Annotated in this window: 20 protein-coding genes; 14 read left to right on the top strand and 6 right to left on the bottom strand. The window is 40.7% G+C overall.

From position 1 onward, the window contains the following. Window positions 1-8: 8 nt before the first annotated feature. Window positions 9-1,067, bottom strand: a complete 1,059-nt coding sequence (gene pspF / locus CSC79_RS12535; RefSeq protein WP_099296103.1) for a phage shock protein operon transcriptional activator — start codon at window positions 1,065-1,067, stop codon at window positions 9-11. A 187-nt stretch (window positions 1,068-1,254) separates the two neighbouring features. Between pspF and pspA the strand changes: the two genes are divergently transcribed. The 8 genes from pspA (at window position 1,255) to CSC79_RS12495 (ending at window position 7,803) form a co-directional block, all read left to right on the top strand. Further along, window positions 1,255-1,914 (top strand): phage shock protein PspA, encoded by a 660-nt coding sequence (gene pspA, locus CSC79_RS12530; protein ID WP_099296102.1) that lies wholly within the window; start codon window positions 1,255-1,257, stop codon window positions 1,912-1,914. A gap of 71 nt (window positions 1,915-1,985) precedes the next feature. Continuing rightward, the gene (gene pspB, locus CSC79_RS12525; RefSeq protein WP_099296101.1) at window positions 1,986-2,219 is read left to right on the top strand and encodes an envelope stress response membrane protein PspB; all 234 of its coding nucleotides are present in this window, start codon (window positions 1,986-1,988) and stop codon (window positions 2,217-2,219) included. Beyond that, window positions 2,216-2,617: an envelope stress response membrane protein PspC gene (gene pspC / locus CSC79_RS12520; protein ID WP_087530777.1), complete on the top strand. Its 402-nt coding sequence runs from the start codon at window positions 2,216-2,218 to the stop codon at window positions 2,615-2,617. The genes pspB and pspC overlap by 4 nt, the downstream gene beginning before the upstream one ends. Before the next feature lie 58 nt (window positions 2,618-2,675). Next, entirely contained in the window at window positions 2,676-4,091 is a 1,416-nt protein-coding gene (locus tag CSC79_RS12515; RefSeq protein ID WP_180270433.1) for a YcjX family protein, read from the top strand. After that, window positions 4,088-5,122, top strand: a complete 1,035-nt coding sequence (locus CSC79_RS12510) for a TIGR01620 family protein (RefSeq protein ID WP_099296100.1) — start codon at window positions 4,088-4,090, stop codon at window positions 5,120-5,122. Before CSC79_RS12515 ends, CSC79_RS12510 begins: the two co-directional genes overlap by 4 nt. A 134-nt stretch (window positions 5,123-5,256) precedes the next feature. After that, window positions 5,257-6,438 carry a methionine gamma-lyase gene (gene megL, locus CSC79_RS12505; protein ID WP_099296099.1) on the top strand — a complete coding sequence of 394 codons (1,182 nt, stop codon included), beginning with the start codon at window positions 5,257-5,259 and terminating at the stop codon, window positions 6,436-6,438. 213 nt (window positions 6,439-6,651) lie between these two features. Continuing rightward, complete coding sequence (gene phhA, locus CSC79_RS12500; protein WP_099296098.1) at window positions 6,652-7,449, top strand: phenylalanine 4-monooxygenase; 798 nt, start codon at window positions 6,652-6,654, stop codon at window positions 7,447-7,449. A gap of 9 nt (window positions 7,450-7,458) precedes the next feature. Next, complete coding sequence (locus CSC79_RS12495) at window positions 7,459-7,803, top strand: 4a-hydroxytetrahydrobiopterin dehydratase (RefSeq protein ID WP_099296097.1); 345 nt, start codon at window positions 7,459-7,461, stop codon at window positions 7,801-7,803. Window positions 7,804-7,860: 57 nt separating this feature from the next. Here the strand turns inward: CSC79_RS12495 and CSC79_RS12490 are convergent, their stop codons facing one another. Then, window positions 7,861-8,154 (bottom strand): hypothetical protein, encoded by a 294-nt coding sequence (locus tag CSC79_RS12490; protein ID WP_099296096.1) that lies wholly within the window; start codon window positions 8,152-8,154, stop codon window positions 7,861-7,863. Window positions 8,155-8,402: 248 nt separating this feature from the next. Here CSC79_RS12490 and hrpA point away from each other — a divergent pair, with 248 nt between their 5' ends. From hrpA to CSC79_RS12475, 3 genes are read left to right on the top strand one after another with little or no spacing between them, the layout of a single operon-like run. Further along, a complete protein-coding gene (gene hrpA / locus CSC79_RS12485; RefSeq protein ID WP_099296095.1) occupies window positions 8,403-12,290 on the top strand; it encodes an ATP-dependent RNA helicase HrpA in 3,888 nt (1,295 codons plus the stop codon). Window positions 12,291-12,322: 32 nt separating this feature from the next. Next, window positions 12,323-12,700, top strand: coding sequence for a response regulator (locus CSC79_RS12480; RefSeq protein ID WP_099296094.1), 378 nt, complete (start codon window positions 12,323-12,325; stop codon window positions 12,698-12,700). Window positions 12,701-12,708: 8 nt separating this feature from the next. Then, window positions 12,709-13,005 (top strand): PilZ domain-containing protein, encoded by a 297-nt coding sequence (locus CSC79_RS12475; protein ID WP_099296093.1) that lies wholly within the window; start codon window positions 12,709-12,711, stop codon window positions 13,003-13,005. A gap of 14 nt (window positions 13,006-13,019) precedes the next feature. On the opposite strand, the gene CSC79_RS12470 is transcribed toward CSC79_RS12475, so the two are convergent. Next, complete coding sequence (locus tag CSC79_RS12470) at window positions 13,020-14,210, bottom strand: class I SAM-dependent methyltransferase (RefSeq protein ID WP_099296140.1); 1,191 nt, start codon at window positions 14,208-14,210, stop codon at window positions 13,020-13,022. 137 nt (window positions 14,211-14,347) lie between these two features. Between CSC79_RS12470 and CSC79_RS12465 the strand changes: the two genes are divergently transcribed. Both CSC79_RS12465 and CSC79_RS12460 read left to right on the top strand, forming a co-directional pair. After that, window positions 14,348-15,007, top strand: a complete 660-nt coding sequence (locus tag CSC79_RS12465; RefSeq protein WP_099296092.1) for an HD domain-containing protein — start codon at window positions 14,348-14,350, stop codon at window positions 15,005-15,007. 1 nt (window position 15,008) lies between these two features. After that, a complete protein-coding gene (locus CSC79_RS12460) occupies window positions 15,009-15,419 on the top strand; it encodes a VOC family protein (RefSeq protein WP_099296091.1) in 411 nt (136 codons plus the stop codon). Here the strand turns inward: CSC79_RS12460 and CSC79_RS12455 are convergent. The 3 genes from CSC79_RS12455 to CSC79_RS12445 all read right to left on the bottom strand — a co-directional run bounded on the left by CSC79_RS12455 (window position 15,402) and on the right by CSC79_RS12445 (window position 20,887). Next, complete coding sequence (locus CSC79_RS12455; protein ID WP_099296090.1) at window positions 15,402-16,391, bottom strand: two-component system response regulator; 990 nt, start codon at window positions 16,389-16,391, stop codon at window positions 15,402-15,404. The genes CSC79_RS12460 and CSC79_RS12455 overlap by 18 nt on opposite strands. Continuing rightward, a complete protein-coding gene (locus tag CSC79_RS12450; RefSeq protein WP_099296089.1) occupies window positions 16,391-19,741 on the bottom strand; it encodes an MHYT domain-containing protein in 3,351 nt (1,116 codons plus the stop codon). Before CSC79_RS12450 ends, CSC79_RS12455 begins: the two co-directional genes overlap by 1 nt. Before the next feature lie 165 nt (window positions 19,742-19,906). After that, window positions 19,907-20,887: an ion channel gene (locus CSC79_RS12445; protein ID WP_099296088.1), complete on the bottom strand. Its 981-nt coding sequence runs from the start codon at window positions 20,885-20,887 to the stop codon at window positions 19,907-19,909. A gap of 155 nt (window positions 20,888-21,042) precedes the next feature. Between CSC79_RS12445 and CSC79_RS12440 the strand changes: the two genes are divergently transcribed. After that, window positions 21,043-21,696, top strand: coding sequence for a SprT family zinc-dependent metalloprotease (locus CSC79_RS12440; RefSeq protein ID WP_099296087.1), 654 nt, complete (start codon window positions 21,043-21,045; stop codon window positions 21,694-21,696). The last annotated feature ends 57 nt before the right edge of the window (window positions 21,697-21,753 follow it).

The following is a 21,753-nucleotide window of genomic DNA, read 5'->3' as shown; positions in this document are numbered from 1 at the left end:
ACCTCTGACTATTGTTGTTGATCTAGCAAATTATATTTTTTCAAATAGCCTCTAAGTTGATGATACGTCAAACCAAGTACTTCTGCAGTCTTCTTTTGATTAAATTGACTGTATTCCAGTGCTTTTTTTATTAAATCAATTTCAAACTCATTTGAAAGATCTTTTAAACTGCATGGAAAACTATGAACCACAGGCTCACTAATCGGAGTAACTTCTTTAACAATCGGCGCATCTTGTGTTGATTGTTCAGCCTTAACAGGGGCTTTAATACGTTGTTTGGGTCTGAATTTACTTTCAAATGGATCTAAAACAATCTGGTGAACGGGAATATGTTCATTACCATGTCGGTATAAGCTTCGCTCCACGACATTTTTTAACTCACGAATGTTACCTGGCCAGTCATAGGTTTGCAGTATTTCAACGGCGCTTCGGGTAAAGCCACTAAAAAGCTCCCACTCTAAATCACGGGCCATATTAATGGCAAACTGCTCAGCTAATAACATGATGTCGTCTTGGCGCTCACGTAGCGGCGGCAGAGTAATTACATCAAAGGCAAGTCGGTCAAGTAAATCACTTCTAAATTCGCCTTGTTCGGCCAAATAGGGTAAGTCTTCATTGGTAGCACACACTAAGCGGGTATCTACTTTAACGGTTTGTTTACCACCCACCCGTTCAAACTCGCCGTATTCAATGACTCGTAGTAGCTTTTCTTGCACCATAGCTGAGGTATTGGCTAACTCATCTAAAAACAGGGTACCGGAATTAGCACGCTCAAAGCGACCTTCATGGCGTTTACTGGCACCCGTAAATGCGCCACTTTCGTGGCCAAACAATTCGCTTTCAAGTAGGTTTTCATTTAATGCCGCGCAGTTGAGCTTTACATAGTTTTGCTCCCAGCGTTTTGACAAAAAATGTAAACGAGCAGCAATTAACTCTTTACCTGTACCGCGCTCACCAATAATTAATACCGGTTTATCTAAACTTGCCAGCTGCGATACTTGATCCAATACAGCTAAAAAGCTGTCTGATTGGCCGAGTAAGTTATCCTGTTGACGAAATTGGCTCATATTCCCTAACTCTTAGTCATTTTTACTAACTGTTAGTGTATTTCATAATTCGGGAGAACTAAAGGAATTTGTATTTTTAGTTTAACTTTATGAAAATATTAATGTATTTTATGTTTTATAAAGTTGGCAAGCATATTGTAACAGTGAGTGCAGACCAATTAAGTTAAACATCACAGAGGTAAATGTTATGGGAATTTTTTCACGTTTTGCAGACATTGTTAATTCTAATATCAATGCCATTTTGGATAAAGCAGAAGATCCTGAAAAAATGGTTCGTCTTATCATTCAAGAAATGGAAGACACATTAGTTGAAGTTCGTTCAACATCAGCTAAAACACTCGCTGAGAAAAAAGAGTTAGTACGTCGCGTTGATACATTAAAAGCACAAGTGTCAGAGTGGCAAGACAAAGCAGAGCTGGCACTAAGCAAAGATCGTGATGACCTAGCGCGTGCCGCATTGCTTGAAAAGCAAAAGTCGGCTGACGCTGTTGCTGCCGTTGAAAATGAGCTTAGCCATGTAGAGTCTCATATCGAGAAATTGCAGCAGGAAGTGAGCACATTACAAGAGAAATTGGCTGACGCGAAAGCACGTCAAAAAGCTATTATCTTACGTCAACGCTCGGCTGAGTCGCGCCTTGAAGTGAAAAAAGCACTCGATAGCTCAAAAGTTGAAGATGCTTTAAATCGCTTTGAACGTTACGAAACTAAAATTGATGGTCTAGAATCTCAAGTAGAATCGTACGACTTAGGTAAAAAGTCATTATCTGATGAAATTGCTGATTTACAGCAAAATGAGAAGATTGACGACGAGCTAGCAGCGCTTAAAAAGAAGCTTGCTGACAAATAAAATATAATAATTAAGGGGGAATACTTTCCCCCTATGCTTAAACAAATAAACGGATTGTGCAGGAGAAGGTTATGATTGACGCAGATGTGCTGGTTGCCCCAATTATCATTTTTATGATTGTGGTTGCGCCACTATGGTTAATTTTACATTATCGTAGCAAAAAGCAGGTAAGCCAAGGCTTGAGTGAACATGAACATCGCCAGTTATTAGAGCTTGCTCAAAAGGCAGATAAAATGGCAGACCGAGTAGAAACACTAGAAGCACTACTTGATCAAGAGGCCCCACAGTGGAGGCGTAAAGTATGAATACTAAACGTGAACTGTTAAGAGACCCAGTACGAGGCAAAATTGCCGGTGTATGTGCAGGACTCAGTGATTACTTTAATATGGAATTGTGGTTAGTCAGAATTATTTTTGTCACCGCAGTTTTATTAGCCGGCGGTCCTTTATTTGTGGTTGCCTATATTGCAGCGTGGTTTATTTTAGATAAAAAGCCTGCAAATTCACCGGCAAGCTCTTATGCAACACAGCATGAAGACCCACTTGAAGTAAAATTTAAAGTATGGCAAAAAGGTGAGCCACCACGTCGCGCATTGCAAGATCTTAAAGATCGTTTAGGCCGTGTTGATTCTCGTTTGCAAGAGATGGAACGTTACGTTACTTCAACTGAATTTACGGTTAGCCGTGAAATCAATAAGCTTTAAAGGATTCAATAGCACTTTATCAGGCTCGTAAACTAAGTAGATAAAGTGCTCACTCATTATGATAAACACTTCATCTGCTAAAAAAGCCTTTAGTAAACTCAAAGGGAAAGCTGAAAAAGCGGTCCATCGCAGTCTAGATCAACACGTAAAGCTTGCCGTAACAGGCTTAAGTGGTAGCGGTAAAACCGCCTTTATTACCGCACTTGTTAAACATTTAACCAGTCAAGCTGACGATAAAAACTTACCTTTTTTTGATGTTATGCAGCAAAAGCGCCATATCGCCACTAAGGTGGTGCCGCAGCAAGCGCTAACTATTCCTACCTTTGCTTATCAAAATGCGTTAGGGGCATTACTGCCTCACGATGGCGAACCTATGTGGCCTGCCTCAACAGAGCGCATAAATACCCTACGTTTGGCTATTAAATACCAAAGTGGCTCGGGTTTACGCTCGCACATTGCACCACAGTCAACCTTATATCTTGATATTATTGATTACCCGGGTGAATGGTTGCTCGATTTACCGATGCTTGAGCAAAGCTACCAGCAGTGGTGTGAGCAACAATACGCGTTATTAGTGCAGCAGCCTCGCGTAGATAAAGCACAAAACTTTTTATCTGCACTTAATAATCTTGATTTGGATGCGCCTGTCGATGAGCACGCCTTAAGTGAAATTGCCAAACTCTACCAAAGCTTGCTAGTGGGTTTAAAAAAAGACACTAAACTTGCCATGCTCCAACCGGGGCGTATGCTGATGCCAGGTGAACTGCAAGGCGCACCACTTTTGTTGTTTTTCCCTGTGGCTGAATATGACTCTGAAGTCATACCCGGTTCAAATTTGGCACATTTACATAAGCGTTTTAACGCCTATGTAAAAGAAGTGGTGAAACCATTTTATACCCAGCACTTTCGTCATTTTGACCGTCAGATTGTATTGGTTGATGTACTGAGTGCATTAAATGAAGGACCTGAGACGCTGCATGAACAAAGCGCTGTTATTGGGCAATTACTGGCGCATTTTAATTATGGTGAAAATAGCTTCATAAAGCGTTTATTCAAACCCAATATAGATAAATTATTGTTTGCAGCTAATAAATCCGATCACATTAGCGGTGAACACCACAAAGATTTAGCCTTACTACTTGATTCATTGGTACATGAGCAAGCAAATCAGCTTAAGTTTGATGGGGTAAAAATTGAAACCATCGCCATGTCATCTATCGCCGCGACGCAACCGCGAAAAATTATTGAGCAAGGCAAACCCCTTAATTGTATTTATGGCAAGCCATTAAATGAGCAGCAATGGTTGACTTACTTACCTGGGCAACCGCCATCACGTATGTTGACTAAAACAGAATGGCCTGCAAACGGATTTGAGTTTTTGTCATTCTCACCTATGCCATGCCCAGATAAGCAGTTAAAGCATATTCGGTTAGATCATGTTATGCAGTACCTATTAGGAGATAAACTTACATGAGCGAATCAACTTCATTTCAAGCAGGAAGGCGTATTGAGTCAGAGCAGCCAGTTGCCGATCCTGAATTAAACTTGGTGACTGCAAAAATCGTTGAACACGGTGAATTTGAGCACCAAACAGAACAAGAGCCTGAGTTAGACGATGATATTGACTTAGCACCCGTTTATAAAAAATCAAAATGGCAAACCTTAAAAGGGGTATTTGTCGTAAGTTTTTTAACCTTAGTGCTCATGGAATTTGCATTTTCGCTAATGATTGCATTTCAACAATCAATTATTTTAGGCACTGTTTATTCGATTGCCGTTGTTACTGGCTTTTTGCTAATTGGCCGTTTGTTATGGCGTGAATACCGCATGTTACGCAGTTTAAAGCGCAATCAATTACACCGTCACGAAGCCGATAGGTTACTTAATTCAGAGCAGGTGGGTGGTGCCTTGCCTTGGCTAGAAAAGCTTAATAAGCATCAGCAATTAACAAGCTTTGAAGAGTTTAAAGCAAGTGTTGCAACGCACCATACAGATAAAGAAATCATGACCTTGTACGCTGATAGCTTATTGGTCGCGCAAGACACCCAAGCAAAGAAATTAATTAACCGCTTTGCCACAGAGTCTGGTTTGCTGGTGGCACTTAGCCCGATTGCATTAGTTGATATGATGGCTGTACTGTGGCGAGGCACTAAATTAATAGAGCAAATAGGGCGTATTTATGGTATTGGATTTGGTTATGCAAGCCGTATTAAGCTCTATAAAATGCTGATAAAACAAGTGATGTTTGTAGGAAGTGCAGAGCTGGTATCTGACTTAGCGGCAACCGCACTTAGTGCTGAGTTACTGGGTAAGCTGTCTGGTCGTGCGGCGCAAGGTTTAAGTGCTGGCATATTTACCGCGCGTATTGGTTATAAAGCGATGGAGTTAAGTCGTCCGCTACCTCGTCTTGAGCATAAACGCAGCTTGCTTAAAGGTACCGCCCAGCTTATTGCTAGTAAGATTGTGTCTCGTAAAAAGACAAGCCAAGATCAACAACCCCTATAGAACTGACAACATATCTGTACAGTGGCTATTAGGTGCTTAGCACTGAATAGCCATCTGTGCATCCGGCATGCTTGTTATCTATCAGCTGATACGCTTTGATTATCATATTAATAATAATCAAAAAAGATCAAACAATGAAAAAACTCCACATCGACAGTCAATGTATTCATGGGCCAAATAAAGCTAACGACCCACATGGTGCTTTAACATCGCCTTTATACCAAACCTCTACTTTTCACTTTACCGATGCAGCCCAAGGTGCAGCTCGCTTTGCAGGCGAAGAGCCTGGTTATATTTATACCCGTTTAGGTAACCCAACGACTACAGAGCTTGAGCAAAAGGTTGCTCAACTTGAAAACTGTGAAGCCGCTGCCGCCACTGCAACTGGCATGGGGGCAGTGTCAGCATCGGTGTTGAGCTTTTTATCACAAGGCGATCACCTTGTTGCGTCGAGTGCTTTGTATGGCTGCACATTTGCTTTTTTTGCTCATATGCTGCCGCGCTGGGGAATTGAGGTTAGCTTTGTTGATATGACGAATGAGCAAGCATTACGAGAGGCGATAAAACCCAACTCAAAAATGATTTTTGCTGAAACCCCGATTAACCCAACAATGGCGGTAATGGATTTAAACTTGATCAGTGATGTTGCCAAGCAGCATCAGCTTATTAGCGTTATCGACAATACTTTTTTAACGCCACTGCTGCAAAAACCAACCGATTATGGCATTGATCTAATTGTCCACAGCGCAACAAAATACCTAAACGGCCATGGTGATGTTGTGGCAGGTTTAGTGTGTGGCTCCGATGAGCATATAAACTTAATCAAAATGACAGTACTTAAAGACATTGGCGCAACCATCAGCCCCCATGATGCTTGGCTAATTAACCGTGGTTTAAAAACATTAGCAATACGAATGCAACGCCATTGTGAAAGTGCGCAAACTATAGCTGAATTTTTAGAGCAACATCCTCACGTTAATACTGTTTATTACCCAGGTTTGGAGTCCCATCCTGGTAATAAGTTTATTGGCACACAAATGAAAGCGGCGGGAGGTGTAATCGCATTTGAGTTAAAAGGCAGCTTAAAAGATGGCGAACAATTTATTAATAGCACCAAACTGTGCACATTAGCGGTGAGCTTAGGTGATGCTGAAACATTGATACAACACCCTGCGTCGATGACTCATTCGCCCTATACGCCAGAGGAGAGAGCAGCTGCAGGCATAAGCGATGGCTTAATTCGCCTTTCTGTTGGGCTTGAAGATGTTAACGACATTATTAACGATCTCAACCATGCATTTACTCAAATCATGTAGAGTGTAATCTTTTGTATACGGTAAAGTGTCGCTTCAGGCCTTTTAAATTAGGCCTGTAAATATTTTGCTTTATAACTGTAATTTTAGCTTTACGTTTTTTGTGTTGTGACCATCGGCTGATATTAACCCAGCTATTAAACTTTGCCTTACATTTGCTTAGTATCTGGGTAACACGTTGATACCGATATTCGGTTTAACAGCAAGAAGGTAATTATGGCTAAAGCAAGTAAGTACACCTCTAGAACACCTGATGAAAATGGGGTGATTCACTGGAGCGATGAAGAAAACAAAACATGGTCAGAACTCGTTGCCCGTCAATTAAAGTGTATTGAAGGCAAGGCGTGTGATGAATATATGGAAGGGCTAAAAAAAATAAACCTTCCTCATGATCGCATTCCGCAGTTAAGTGAGTTAAACGAAGTGTTGTTAGCAACCACAGGTTGGCAAGTAGCACCTGTGCCTGCATTGATTGACTTTGATGAGTTCTTTCGCTTATTAGCAAACAAGCAGTTTCCTGTGGCGACTTTTATAAGAACACGTGAAGAGTTTGATTATTTACAAGAACCAGATATTTTCCATGAAATTTTTGGCCATTGCGCGATGCTCACCAACCCTGACTTTGCTGAGTTCACTCATAAGTATGGCCAGTTAGGCTACGCAGCAGAGAAAAAAGATCGCGTTTATTTAGCGCGTATGTATTGGTTTACTGTAGAGTTTGGTTTGATGCAAACCGAAGACGGCTTACGTATTTACGGTGGTGGTATTTTATCAAGCCCAGGCGAGACACAATACGTCTACTCTGATAAGCCTGAAATTAACCCAATGAATGTACTTGATGTATTACGCACACCGTACCGCATTGATATAATGCAGCCTTTGTACTACACCATAAATTCTATCCATGATTTATTTGATATTTCACAGTTGGATATTATGGCGATAGTTGAGCAAGCAAAAGAGTTAGGGTTACACGACCCAAAATTTCCTCCTAAAGAAAAAATAGCAAGTTAAGGATTTAAAATGTCATCATTAAGCGCACAAAAGTGTGAAGCATGTCATGTTGATGCTCCAAAAGTGTCAGACGAAGAGCTAGCAGAACTAATTAAAATGATCCCGGACTGGGTGCCAGAAGTACGCGATGGCATTATGCAGTTAGAGCGTGTTTATAAATTTAAAAACTTTAAACAAGCTATTGCCTTTACTAATAAAGTGGGTGATATGGCTGAAGACGAAGGTCATCACCCGGGTTTATTAACTGAATGGGGCAAAGTGACGGTTACTTGGTGGAGCCATTCAATTAAAGGTCTGCATAAAAATGATTTTATCTGTGCTGCAAAGACTGACGATGTTTTTGCTGCGCTATAAGATGTTAATAAAACGACTCTTATGAAATTTCTAAAGGCGCATGTAAATGCGCCTTTTTTAAATCAAAGTCCATAAAGCGTATATTGGCAATAATATCGCCCAGATAGTGAGGAGGGTGAATAATATACTTGTCTGCCAGTAAGAAAACTTTTCAGGCTTGGGTTCTTGCCAGTTTTTATCGACAAGTATGATTGAATTAAAATCAGCTTGAAAATTTTCATCCACGGAATAAATTCGGTTATCTAGAGTGAAATCAATAGCGTTTCTGAGAGTTAATAACCCTTCTTTGTTTCCAAGAATACAGTCTGAGTTGACCTCATTATAAATTTTGATCCAAGGCTGTTCTGACATCTATGATCCTTTCATGCTTTTTAATACAGTATATAATAGTACGTTATATTTATTTTTTAAAAAATATGTCCAACAAACGCACTCATTATAACAAAAATATAAACCAGAACCCTAAATGGGTGACATCTACGGCTTATGATTTATAAACGTGTAATGACATTAAATATAGTAAGCTGACAAAGTTAACCCCTGCCAGGAAGTTTGATACAATCGAGCGTCTTTATTCAAAATTATTAAGGAAGTCGCGGGTGGTAAACCTAGGTCAATTGTTTGGTGAACTCAAAACGTGTTTAAGAAAAGATCAATTCATCTTCAAAAAGCGCCTTCATGGCATCAAAAAAATATCTGATGAAGCTAAACAAGCGGCTGTTATAGAAAAAATAACCGCTGATATAACACGTAGCCAACAGTTACGTGAGGTTCGCTTAGCCCAGTTACCAAAGGTAACGTACCCAGAGCAACTTCCGGTTAGCCAGAAAAAAGACGACATTAAAGACGCGATTGCCAATAACCAAGTGGTGATCATTGCTGGTGAAACAGGCTCAGGTAAAACCACGCAAATACCGAAAATGTGTTTAGAGCTTGGTCGTGGGGTTGATGGCTATATTGGTCACACCCAACCGAGACGTTTAGCAGCGCGCAGTGTTGCTGATCGTATCGCCAGTGAGATGCAATGCGAGCTTGGCCAACAGGTAGGTTTTAAAATTCGTTTTAGCGACCAAGTATCAAACAATAGTTACATTAAATTGATGACCGATGGTATTTTGCTAGCCGAAATTCAGCAAGACCGTTTTTTAAATCAATACGATACCATCATTATTGATGAAGCCCACGAGCGTAGCCTTAATATCGATTTTATTTTAGGTTATTTAAAAAACCTATTACCAAAGCGCCCCGATTTAAAAGTTATTATTACCTCTGCCACCATTGACCCTGAGCGTTTTTCAAAACATTTTAATGATGCACCCATTATTGAGGTATCAGGGCGTACTTTCCCCGTTGATGTACGTTACAGGCCGTTAATTGAAATTGATAAAGACGACATGGAAGCAGAGGGCGATCAACTACAAGGCATTTTTGATGCTGTGGATGAACTGTGCCAAGAAGGCCCCGGCGATATTTTGATCTTTTTAAATGGTGAACGGGAAATTCGTGACACCGCCGATGCACTCAGTAAACGTAACTTAAAAGGCGCTGACGTACTGCCTTTGTATTCGCGGCTATCAAATGCAGAGCAGAACCGCATTTTTGCTCCGCACAGTCGCCGTCATATTATATTGTCGACCAACGTGGCTGAAACGTCTTTAACGGTGCCGGGCATTCGTTATGTTATTGACCCAGGTACTGCGCGTATTAGCCGCTACAGCTACCGCACTAAAGTACAGCGCTTGCCTATTGAACCGATATCTCAAGCCAGCGCGAACCAGCGTAAAGGGCGTTGTGGCCGTGTTGAGGCGGGGATTTGCATTCGGTTATATAGTGAAGATGACTTTAATTCGCGTCCTGAGTTTACCGACCCTGAAATACTGCGCACCAACTTAGCCTCGGTTATTTTAAAAATGCTTGGCTTAGGCCTAGGTGACATGGCTAATTTCCCATTTGTACAAGCACCTGATAGCCGTAATATTAATGATGGTTTAACTTTACTCGAAGAACTTGAAGCGGTTAAGCCTAGCAAGCGCAATCAAGAAACACGATTAACTAAATCGGGCATGGATTTAAGTCGCTTGCCCGTCGACCCCCGTTTAGCAAAAATGGTACTGACTGCGCAAAAGCTGGGTGCATTGCGTGAAGTAATTATTATTGTTGCAGCTTTGTCTATTCAAGACCCTCGTGAACGCCCGCAAGAAAAACGTGCCGCAGCCAATGAAAAGCATGGCCGTTTTGACGACCCCGATTCAGACTTTATTGCGTTTTTGAACTTGTGGAACTATTTAGAAGAACAACAAAGCGAGCTCAGCAACAGCCAATTTAGAAAGCTTTGCCAAAAAGACATGCTGGCGTATATGCGTATCCGTGAATGGCAAGATATTGTTTATCAACTAAGCACGGTTTGTAACGAAATGGGCATGAAAGCCACTACCAATGTAGCGGATGGCGATAAAATTCACCAAGCATTGTTGAGCGGTATGCTAAGTCATATTGGTTTTAAAGACGAAAAGCAATTGTACAAAGGTGCGCGCAATAGCCAGTTTCATATTTTTCCAGGCTCAGGGTTATTTAAAAAGAGCCCTAAATGGATTATGTCGGCTGAACTGGTTGAAACCAGTAAGTTATATGCGCGTATCAACGCCAAAATAAACCTTGATTGGGTTGAACCCTTTGCTCAGCATTTAGTTAAACGTAGCTACAGTGAACCCCACTGGGAGAAAAAGCCGGGCGCTGTCATCGCATTTGAACAGCAAGTGCTTTACGGGTTGATTATTGTTTCTAAACGCCGTTGTGTGTATAGCAATATTGACCCCAAAGTGAGCCGAGAGCTATTTATTCGTAGTGCTTTGGTTGAACAAGAGTTGGGTCAAAATGAAGGCTTTTTACAGTTTAACCGTGAGCTGATCGAAGATATTCAAACACTGGAAAATAAAAGCCGCCGCCGCGATATTCTTGTCGATGAACAAACGCTTTATGAGTTCTACGAGAAAAAAATCCCGCAAGATATAAATAACCGTGCGGCATTCACTAAGTGGTACAAAACCAAAAAGCAGCAAGATAAACGTTATTTGCACATGAGTCGCGAAGACTTAATGCAACACGGCGCTGATAGTGTTACCGAGTTTGATTACCCAGATGTGTGGCAACAAAATAATTTAATGCTGCCGCTGAGTTATCATTTTGATCCCGGCCAAGCTGTCGATGGCGTTGCTGTGCAAATACCCGTCGCTTTATTAAATCAGGTTGAAGAAAGCGGTTTTGATTGGCATATTCCGGCGTTTCGCCATGAACTCATTACGGGTTTAATTAAATCATTGCCTAAATCGTTGCGCCGTAACTTTGTGCCCGCACCAAATTACGCCGATGCTGTACTTGCAGCCATTACGCCAATGCAAGGTAACTTTATTGAGGCGCTCAGTCATCAGTTGTTACGTATGACCGGGGTACGTGTTGAACCTGATGCATGGGATTTATCAACCCTCGCGACTCATTTACGTTTTCAGTTTGAAGTACGTGATGATAAAAATACTTTGCTTGCGCGTGGTATGGACTTAGCTAAGCTAAAAGCGCAGCTACAAGGTAAAGTAACGCAAACGCTATCAAAAGTAGCCGATAAAGGAATAGAAAAGGCCGACTTAACACAGTGGGATTTTGGTAAGCTCCCCGCTTCATATGTGAAAAAACAAGGCCAATACGAAATTAAAGCATACCCGGCCTTGGTGGATAAAAAATCTTCCACAGCTGTTGAGTTATTTGATAATGAAATCAAAGCGCAAGCTGCACATCAGCAGGGATTACGTCGGTTAGTGTTATTAAATGTACCTTCGCCAATAAAGTATCTACAACAAAACTTACCTAATAAAGCCAAACTTGGCCTCTACTTTAACCCATTTGGTAAAGTGGCTGATTTAATTGATGATTGTATTGCCGCAGGTGTAGATAGCCTACTTAAAAATTTAGGCGATGTGAGAACAGAGCAGGCATTTGAGCAAGTAAAAGAGCAAGTACGTGGTGAACTAGGCGATAGGGTTGTTGCCATTGCTACGCAAGTGGAGCAAGTATTAAGTATTGCCCACGCTTTACATAAAAAAATGAAAGGCCGAGTTGATTTGACCATGATCACCGCTCATGGTGATATTAAGAGCCAGCTTGAGTCATTAGTCTTTAAAGGTTTTGTTTCCTCTCATGGCGCTGAAAAACTAAGCGACTTAATTCGTTATTTAAAAGCGATAGAAAAACGCTTAGAAAAGTTGCCAGTTGACCCAAATCGTGACAGATTATGTGTACTAGAATTAGACAAGGTCGCACAAGAATATCAAAAGCAGCTTAATAAAGTGGCACCAGGACTACCTGTGCCCCAAATGCTAATTGATATTTTTTGGATGCAGCAGGAACTTCGCGTGTCACTTTTTGCGCAAACTTTAGGCACGCCTTATCCAATTTCTGCAAAACGTATTTTAAATGCTTTAAAAGAGTGTGAATAGCTTTAACAGAACAAGAAGGAACTAATCGTTATATGGATTCAATGGCTCGTTCGCGTCTACGGCTTCTGGTTGTAGACGATGAGTACTTTAATTATGAAATGCTAGCAACGGCGTTATCAAATAGTTTCGATTTGAGCTATGCTGATTCAGGGCAAAGCTGTTTAACTTCTGCCATTGCTAATCCTCCCGATGTAATATTGTTGGATGTATGCATGCCGGGGCTTGATGGCTACGATACCTGCCGGCTGCTAAAAAACACACCAGAGACACAAGATATCCCGATTGTCATGGTGTCGGGTTTGGAGTCTGAAAAAGAACAACAAGCTGGATTTGAAGCTGGCTGTGATGCCTATGTCATTAAACCATTTTCAGTCGTTGTACTAGTTGATAAAATTAATAGTGTTGTTTAGGAGACAGTATGCTTAATGAAGACCAACGTAATTTTAGACGGATGCAAATTAACGCAAAAGCCACTTTAACAACGTTAGAGCCAATTAAAGATGAGCACTACGATGCATTATGTGTTGATTTGAGTGCGACAGGCTTATCTTTACAATTAGACGATTTACTAGAGATAGGTACAATTGTTAAGGTTAAAATTGACTCCACGAGTCCTACAATTGCACCGTTAGATGCTGTTGCTAAGGTGATCCGTGCCTCTAAAGAAGAGGATGGCACGATCACCGCAGGCCTTGAGATTATGCAGTTTAATTAGGCTGCCTAGTCAGCCTAATAAACCTTACAAATTAGTCCTTTGAGGTAAAAACCTTCAGGGTAGCTACCAGCAATAGGGTGATCTGCAGCTTGGTTTAAACGCTCCATAATCAACAAGTCTTTACCGGCATCAAGCGCTGCATCGGCAACCACTTTTTGGAACAAGTTTTGTTCCATCAAGCCTGAACAAGAGAATGTGAGTAATGTGCCGCCGGGTTTGAGTATTTGCATGGCAATCATGTTGATATCTTTGTAACCACGACACGCGCCAGTGAGTTGCGCTTTATTATCTGCAAACTTTGGCGGGTCCATTACGATAGTGTCGAATAACACTCCCTCTTCACGGTATTGACGTAAGAGCTTAAAGACATCTTGTTTGACAAAATCGACTTTATTTAAATCAAGGTTGTTATGTTCGACGTTACGTTTTGCTGTATCAAGCGCAGGTTGTGACACATCAACATTAGTGACATGCTCACAGCCACCGCGTAATGCGTAAAGTGAAAAAGTACCGGTATAACTAAAGCAGTTAAGTACTTTTTTGTCTTTAGAAAAGCGTTCTAACGCGGCACGGCTATCACGCTGATCAAGGTAAAAGCCAGTTTTATGGCCTTCAATAATATCAACTTCGAGTTTTAAACCGTTTTCTTCTATTAATACTGGCTGCTGTGGTTTATTACCCCACAGTACACCTGTTGTAGGCTCTAAACCTTCTTTATTACGCACATCAACATCAGAACGCTCATATACATCACAACCAGGGAAAATAGTCATTAGAGCGGCAACAATTTCACCTTTATGACGCTCTGCACCTGCGCTCAACAACTGACAGACCAATACATTGTCAAACTTATCAATAGTGACACCCGGTAAAAAGTCAGACTCAGCGGCACATAAACGAAAACCCGTTAAACCACCTTCTTCAATAACTTGGGCGCGAGCTTCAAGTGCACGACGTAAACGGCGTTCAAAAAAGTTTTGGTCGATAACCTCTTTTTCATCAAAGCTCCAAACACGTGCACGAATTTGCGAGTGCGGGCTATAAGCGGCAGTTGCTAAAAATTTACCTTCGTTATCATGAATAGTAACGGTGTCACCTAGGCCAGGCTTGCCTTTAATTTTTTTAATAGCTTTAGAAAATAACCAAGGGTGCTTTCTCTTTAAAGATTTCTCACGACCAGCTTGCAGGTAAATAGCAGATGACATTTGCATACTCATAACAGATAAATTAGCTGTCATTTTAGTAAAGCGGGGTCGAACATACAATGAATGTTTTGCACAACTGGCTATAACCGCGTTAAAGTAGCCACAATATATTGTTTTACATTGAAACAGCGAAATTTATGGAACAGCAAATAGCGTTACCGGCGCCGCTACAACAACTTGAAAATGCATGTCGTGGTTTTATCTCGTCACTTATTTGCGCTGATGTAGCCCATGATATAACGCATATTGAACGGGTCGTCAGAGTAGCCAAACAATTATGCATTGCAGAGCAGGCCGAGATGGCTGTAGTGCTCCCTGCTGCGTGGTTACACGACTGCGTAGCGGTTGCAAAAAATCATCCCGATCGTGCCAAAGCTTCAACCATGGCGGCAGATAAAGCGGTTACCTTTTTAGCCTCTATCGACTACGACGAAAGTTACTTTGATGCGATTCATCATGCCATTGCAGCCCATAGCTTCAGTGCCAATATAAAAGTGCAATCGATTGAGGCACAAATCGTTCAAGATGCAGATAGAATGGATGCACTCGGTGCAATTGGGGTTAGCCGTTGTATGAAAGTAGGGGGCTCAATAAGCCGTCATTTATATCATCCACAAGACCCTTTTTGCCAAAACCGTGAAGCAGACGATAAACGTTATACGCTTGATCATTTCTTTATTAAGTTACTTCATGTTGCAAAGAGTATGAATACACCGTCAGCTAAAGCAGAAGCTCAGCGCCGCACTGATTATATGTTGGCATTTATTGAGCAGTTAAAATCAGAGGTCGGTGAGTAATATGACTACACCATTATTATCGGGAATTGATCACTGTCATCTAAACGTTGAAAACCTCACAGAGGCTGTTGTTTGGTATAAAGAGGTGCTCGGTTTTAATGTTGTGCCTGAGCTTGCATTTTGGGATAAAGGCAAAGGCCCGCTCACGCTCGAAGACGCAGCAGCAACAACACGACTGGCATTATTTGAACGCACAGGTTCAAGTAAAGGAATCGCGTTTGGTGCAACAGGGGAGCAATTTATTACTTGGCTTAACCATTTTGAATCGCAGAAAATTAAAACGATTGTTGCCGACCATGGTGTTACATTTTCGATGTATTTTAAGGATAACAGTGGCAATAATCATGAGATTACTTCCCATGATTACAACCACATCAGCAGGGCCATTGATAAATCAATCTTGGTAGGTTGAGTAGACTTTCATTATTTCATCAAGCTGGCCTTCAAACAGGTCAATAAGTTGCGGATCAAAGTGCTTACCTGCTTGTTCTCTCATGTGCGAGAGTGCTTCATCGACACTCCACGCTTTTTTATAAGGACGTTTAGAGGTGAGTGCATCAAATACATCGGCGATGGCGACTATGCGTCCTTCAATCGAAATTTCTTCACCTTTAACACCGTTAGGGTAACCTGTGCCATCCCACTTTTCGTGATGCTCCATAGCTAGGATATAAGCGAGTTGCAGTAATGGTGAGGTTGAGTTGGCTAATATTTTGGCGCCTATCTCAGCGTGCTGCTTCATGTAATCAAACTCATTAGATGTGAGCTTTCCTGGCTTTAATAAAATCGCATCAGGAATACCTATTTTACCTATGTCGTGCATGGGAGCTGCTTGCCTTAGAAGCTCGGCGTGCTGTTCATCCATCCCATAAGCGAGTGCCAATATCTTACTATACTTACTCATTCGAACAATGTGTTCGCCGGTATCAGTGTCCTTATATTCAGCCGCTTGCCCAAGACGGTGAACTAAATCAACGTGGGCGAGTTTCAGTTGTTCAGCTTGCACCAGTGATAGGTGTGTTTTTACTCTAGAACGAACAATGGCAGGGCTAATGGGCTTTGTAATGTAGTCAACAGCGCCTATTTCAAAACCTTTAAATTCATCGTTTTCATCAGCAAGCGCTGTAACAAAAATAATCGGGATATGCTGTGTTGCGGGGTTACCCTTTAACCGTTTGCATACTTCAAAGCCGTTCATATCAGGCATCATAATATCAAGCAATATAAGCTTAGGAGGCTCTTTATCTATAAGTGCAAGGGCGGCTTCGCCTGATTTTGCAAACGACAAACGGTATTGGTTACTTAACACCTCGCGCATGACTTTAAGGTTAGCAGGCTCATCATCAACAACTAATACACGAGGTCGGTTTGCGCTGATATCCATCACTGGGCCTCCATTTGTTCTGTTTTATTCAGCAGCTCGATTAACGCTATTAAGCTGTCTTGAGCTGCATCGAAATCAAATTCGTCGAAGTACTCAACCAAATTGTCTACCTCAGTTTGATAACCTTCAGGTGTATGACGTTTAATCATGTCTAAAAGTTCATCATTAAGCTCTGCATTCTCAGCGTCTTTATAAAGTTGCTCGCAAAGTCGTTTAAATTCATCAGTAGAGAGTGCACTCATGTGTGTTGAATTGTCATTTGTTATAGCAGGTTTACAGGCTAAGGTTTTCTCCTCGAGTAATAAGCGTACTGCTGTTAGTTCAACTTCGAGTTTAGAAATTAGCTCAGTTTGCAATTGTGGAGATTGTGCCTTTTCCAGCTCTGAAAATAATCCCATCATAGTCGGTAAACCTAAGTTACCTGCTAACCCTTTTAATGTATGCAGGTTACTTTGTGCATTGTCTAAGGCATCGATCCCACCACTAAAAAGGGCATCGCAAAGCGTTTGCTGTTGTTCAAGGAAACGCTGTATTTGTGTGATTTGTTTGCATTTAGTGCCCCACAGTTGGCGTCCTCTTTCAAAATCTATATGCTTTGCATTCGGGTCTTTTTGTTCTATGAGTACCTCTTTTTTCAGGCTATAGCCAAGTACCTGAGAGATTTCTTGATTGAGTTGGTTAATATCAACGGGCTTGTTTGCAAAGCCATTCATACCGGCTTTCTTAGCGGTTAGTTTATCTTGCTGTAAAACGCTCGCTGTTAAGGCAATAATTGGGGTGTTTTTTAGTTGCTTATGCTGTTCAAGCTCGCGTATTTTTTGAGTCGCTGTTATGCCATCACACTGTGGCATGTGAATGTCCATTAAAATCACATCAAAGTCTTGCTGCTCAAAAATAGCCAGAGCTTCTAATCCATTGTTAGCTGTGCTGACTGTATGATCGTCACGAGAAAGCAATAAGCGGAGCAGTTCTACATTTTGTTCAATATCGTCAACGACTAAGATTCGAAGTGCTGGTAATTGGGTATGTAGACCGTCAAAGTAGTCAATAAGATTTTCATTACCAACCTCTAAAGGAAGCGAGAAGAAGAAGCAGCTGCCTTTATTTTCTTTACTTACTAGATTGATAGTCCCACCCATAAGCTCAACTAATTGTTTACTAATAGTAGTACCGAGGCCTGTGCCACCAAAACGGCGTGTAGTGGTGCCATCAGCTTGTTCAAAAGGCTGAAATATTGCTTTTATGCGCTCTGGTGCAATACCAATCCCCGTGTCTTGGACTTCAAAAAACAGGTGATCATTTTGTGTTGTACTCACTGTTACATGAATAGAGCCTTGTTCGGTAAATTTAATAGCATTGCCAATCAAGTTTGTTAGAACTTGGCGAATACGATCGGGATCACCATAATAAGCTTTATGAACAGAGTTTTTGATCGTTAGCGTTATTTCAAGGTCTTTTTTCTTGGCCTCTAACCAAAAGGTTGAAATGATGCTGTCGAGTACAGGTTGCAAAGTAAAATGCACTGGCTCTATGGTTAATTTTCCTTTTTCAAGTTTAGCCGAGTCAAGTACCTCGTTTAACAGCCGAAGCAGCGAGCGCGCAGCGTTATTAACAGTCACCAGATGTTTTTGTTGCTCTTGATCAAGAGGCGTATCCATCAGCAAGTCACTAAAACCAATAATTGAATTCATCGGAGTGCGAATTTCATGACTCATGTTGGCCATAAACGACTGCTTAGCTTGTGCAGCTTCCTCTGCTGCAACCTTGGCAAGTTTTAGCTTGTCTTCGTACTCTCGTCGTTCACTGATATCGACTAAAACACCATCAATCCAAATAGCTTCGCCTTGCTGGTTAAATTCAAAGCTGCCTTTTTCTAGTATCCATATTAACTTACCATTACGGTGACGCACTCTGTATTCAATAGAGTATTCCTCTTTCTTAGCAATAGCATGCTCGACAGCTTTATTGATATGCGCAATATCGTCTTTAAATAGTAAATCGCCATATTCTATATCTTTGTTTATAAACTCATTAGGAATATAGCCAGTCATTTCATTGATGTTAGGGCTGATAAATATCATGCTCCACTTTTCGTTTATTTGGCAACGAAAAACAACACCGGGCATGTTATCCATTAAAGAGCGATATTGTTGTTCTTTGGTGACTAAATCTTGCTGTAGTTTGCGTTGCTCTGTCAGGTCTGTAATGAAGCCAACATATAATGGATCTTGATTAGGTTGCTCAACTTCCCCAACCCCTAAGCGGATGGGGAAGACATTTCCATTTTTATGCTTTGCAAAGACATCACGGTTGACCCCAATGACTGCTTTTACATCAAATGTATTCTTTTTTGCTTTAGATAAATAGCTATCATGATGTTTAGAAATCTCATCATCCATCAGCATTTTAACGTTATTACCTTGTACATCAGCTTCTTGCCAGCCGAAGATGTGCTCAGCTGCTTTATTGAAACTAAGGACGTTACCTTTTTGATCAATTGTCACTATTCCATCAATGGCGGTAGATAAAATTGCAGCGAGTCTTGACTCATTACTGGTCTTATCTTCCAGTAGCATTCTGTAGCGGACCATACCGTTTATAATAGCAACAATAGCAGTGAGAATAACTGTTGAGAAAACCACGCTAATAGCAATTAAGGTCAGCTCTGAACTTTGACCATCAGTGATTAAAGGTGATACTGCAACAAAGCGAGTTGCAGCCATTCCCATGTAGTGCATTCCTGCAACGGCAAAACCTAAAATAATTGCACTAATTAGGCGCGATTGCGTCACGTTTAATGTGGGGAACAATCGGTTGATATTAAAGCGGGCATACAGTGAAATGTAAGCAAGTACAACAGCAACCAAAATCGACAAACTGAATGTCAGCGGGTCATATCTTAGTAAAGGGCTAAGCTGCATAGCGGCCATACCACTGTAATGCATTGTTCCAATTCCAGCGCCTAGTAAAATGGCGGGAATGATTAGTTGTATATTCGATTTATCTTCTTTTACAAGCATCGATGTCGCCGTGAGACAAGCTAAAAATGCAGGAATAAAAGATAAAAAGGTCAGCGCTGGATCATAGCTAATATTTGTGCATAACGAGAACGCTAGCATGCCAATAAAGTGCATACTCCAAATACCGCCAGACAGCACTAATGCAGCCGTTGAATTAGCGAGTTTTTGGTAGTTATGAAATCGAGTTACTTTAGCAAGATCAATGAGTAGTGCTGCAAAATAAGCTGCAAAGATGGCAGTGAGGACTGATAATGTTACCAGTAATGGATTATAAGTCCCGTTAATAATGAGACTAGGATCCTGGTCGGTAATAAAAAAGGCTGACAGCATAGCGGCTCTAATCTTGTGATTACAATCAGATAACTCATTGATTGAAAGTGAAATGTGCGAAAATAATTAATTTTAAAAACAAAACTAACTGAAAAATATATTAGTAAATATCATACCATTAATTTTAATAGTAATTATAGCTTGGTTAAATATTTCTAACTTTTCCTATCGCGTCATTCGTTTTACAAATACGACTACGAATAAAGCGAGCGAAAAGCTTCCACAGAAAGCTTCAATCGCCGCAATTAAACGGGATACGCCAATGGGAGTAATATCGCCATACCCCAAAGTAGTGAAGGTCACTACGCTAAAATAAAAACTGTTTAGTAAGGCTGATAAATTGTCACTTAATGGAGCAGAAAAGTTGAGCTTTAGAAGAGTATCGTTGTATGTCACGCCAAATAGAAAATAGCATAAAGCACAGATAACGATGAGTGATAAACTAAAACGAATCACATTTTGTGGTTTTTCACCGTAACCACATAACATATTGATAAAACTTGAACTGAGTCGCTTTAAAGAATATTTTGGATATTGCTCATGTCGCATTCTCAGTTCATTAAATGTAAAATTACCCGCTAGTTCAAACAAACCCTGTTGCTCAGACGCCTTTCTCAAATTACGATAAATCTCTTCGGATTGTTCATAGAGATCGATTGCCTTAGCTACGTCTTGCTTTTTTAAAGAAGCTTTTGCTTGTTGTTCTTGAAGTAAGTGAATGCCTAAATCTATGTTATCGATTCGCGTATTGCTTAACTTTATACCTAATAAATTTGTATGCTGAAGATTACAATAATGTAGACTTGCTTCGTGAAGGTTTGCTTTCATCAATGAGGCGTGGGCAATTTTATTGTTAAATAAGTGAGCACCTGAAAGATTTGTGCGGTAAAAATTACTATAAGAAAGATCGAAACCTTCCTCCTCATCATGTTTAACCAAGTTTAGTCCGGTTAAATTTGCGCGCTGAAGCTCGAGCCCTTGGAGTAGGCCTCCTTTTTTTGCATAACGCTCTAATTTTTGAGTCAACTCAAGGCCAGTTTTATCAAATTTCTTATCGTGCCAAAAGCAAAATCCTGTGCCCATGTCGGTTTCTTGGCATTGTTTGTTATCAGGTGAGGTATAACTACAACAAGGCTTGTCTGGCATAATTGTTTCAGCTTCAAATTATTACACTTATTTATAGATTAGCAGTTATTTAGCAAGGTATTATGTCCGCATGCAAATTTCTTTATTAGCCCCCTCAAGAGTTTAAATTGGTTGAATACACATTAAAGCGAAGTCGTCGACGTAAAACGGTTGCGATGAAAATACAACAGCAATCATTAACGGTTTATGCCCCTTACGGTGTCGCGATTTCATCAATAGAACATTGGCTACAGACAAAACAAGATTGGATCCAATCACAGATAACAAAACAAAGTGAATTATCTCAAACGCAGCAGCTACCACTGAAAACCTTGCAGATAAACGCGTTTGGCTCGCCATTGAAGCTAAGCTTTAATATTGGAAAAAAAACGGCTGTGGATGCGATAGACAGTGGCACAATGTCGGGTCTAAACATTACAATCTCATCTCGTGTCAAACATAAAAAACAAATGTACCAAAGCCTGCTTGAAGCTTTTATGCATGAGCAATTAGAAAACTATATTGAAATGCGAATACATGAATATTGTATGCAAATGGGTGAAGAGTTACCGACTAAGTTAAAAATTATGGCTTATAAGCGACGTTGGGGCAGTTGTAATCGACGTAGGGAGTTGACGTTTAATCTTTTACTCGTCGGTGCGCCAAAATGGGTGATTGATTATGTGGTCGTGCATGAGTTATCACATTTAAAATACTTAAACCACAGTACTCAATTTTGGTTGAGAGTGGGGGAATTTTATCCGCAATACAAAAAGGCATCAAATTGGCTAAAGGAACATGGAATGAGTCTACAATGGGTATTTGATTAGCGTGCGGATTTAAGTAATAAAAAATTGAGGAAAAAAGAAGTGGTGGAGGGAGCTGGA

It is taken from the genome of Pseudoalteromonas sp. 3D05, assembly GCF_002723455.1.
Classification (GTDB): Bacteria; Pseudomonadota; Gammaproteobacteria; order Enterobacterales; family Alteromonadaceae; genus Pseudoalteromonas.
Note: the sequence above shows the minus strand (reverse complement) of the source record. Positions and strands in the feature narration are given on the sequence as shown.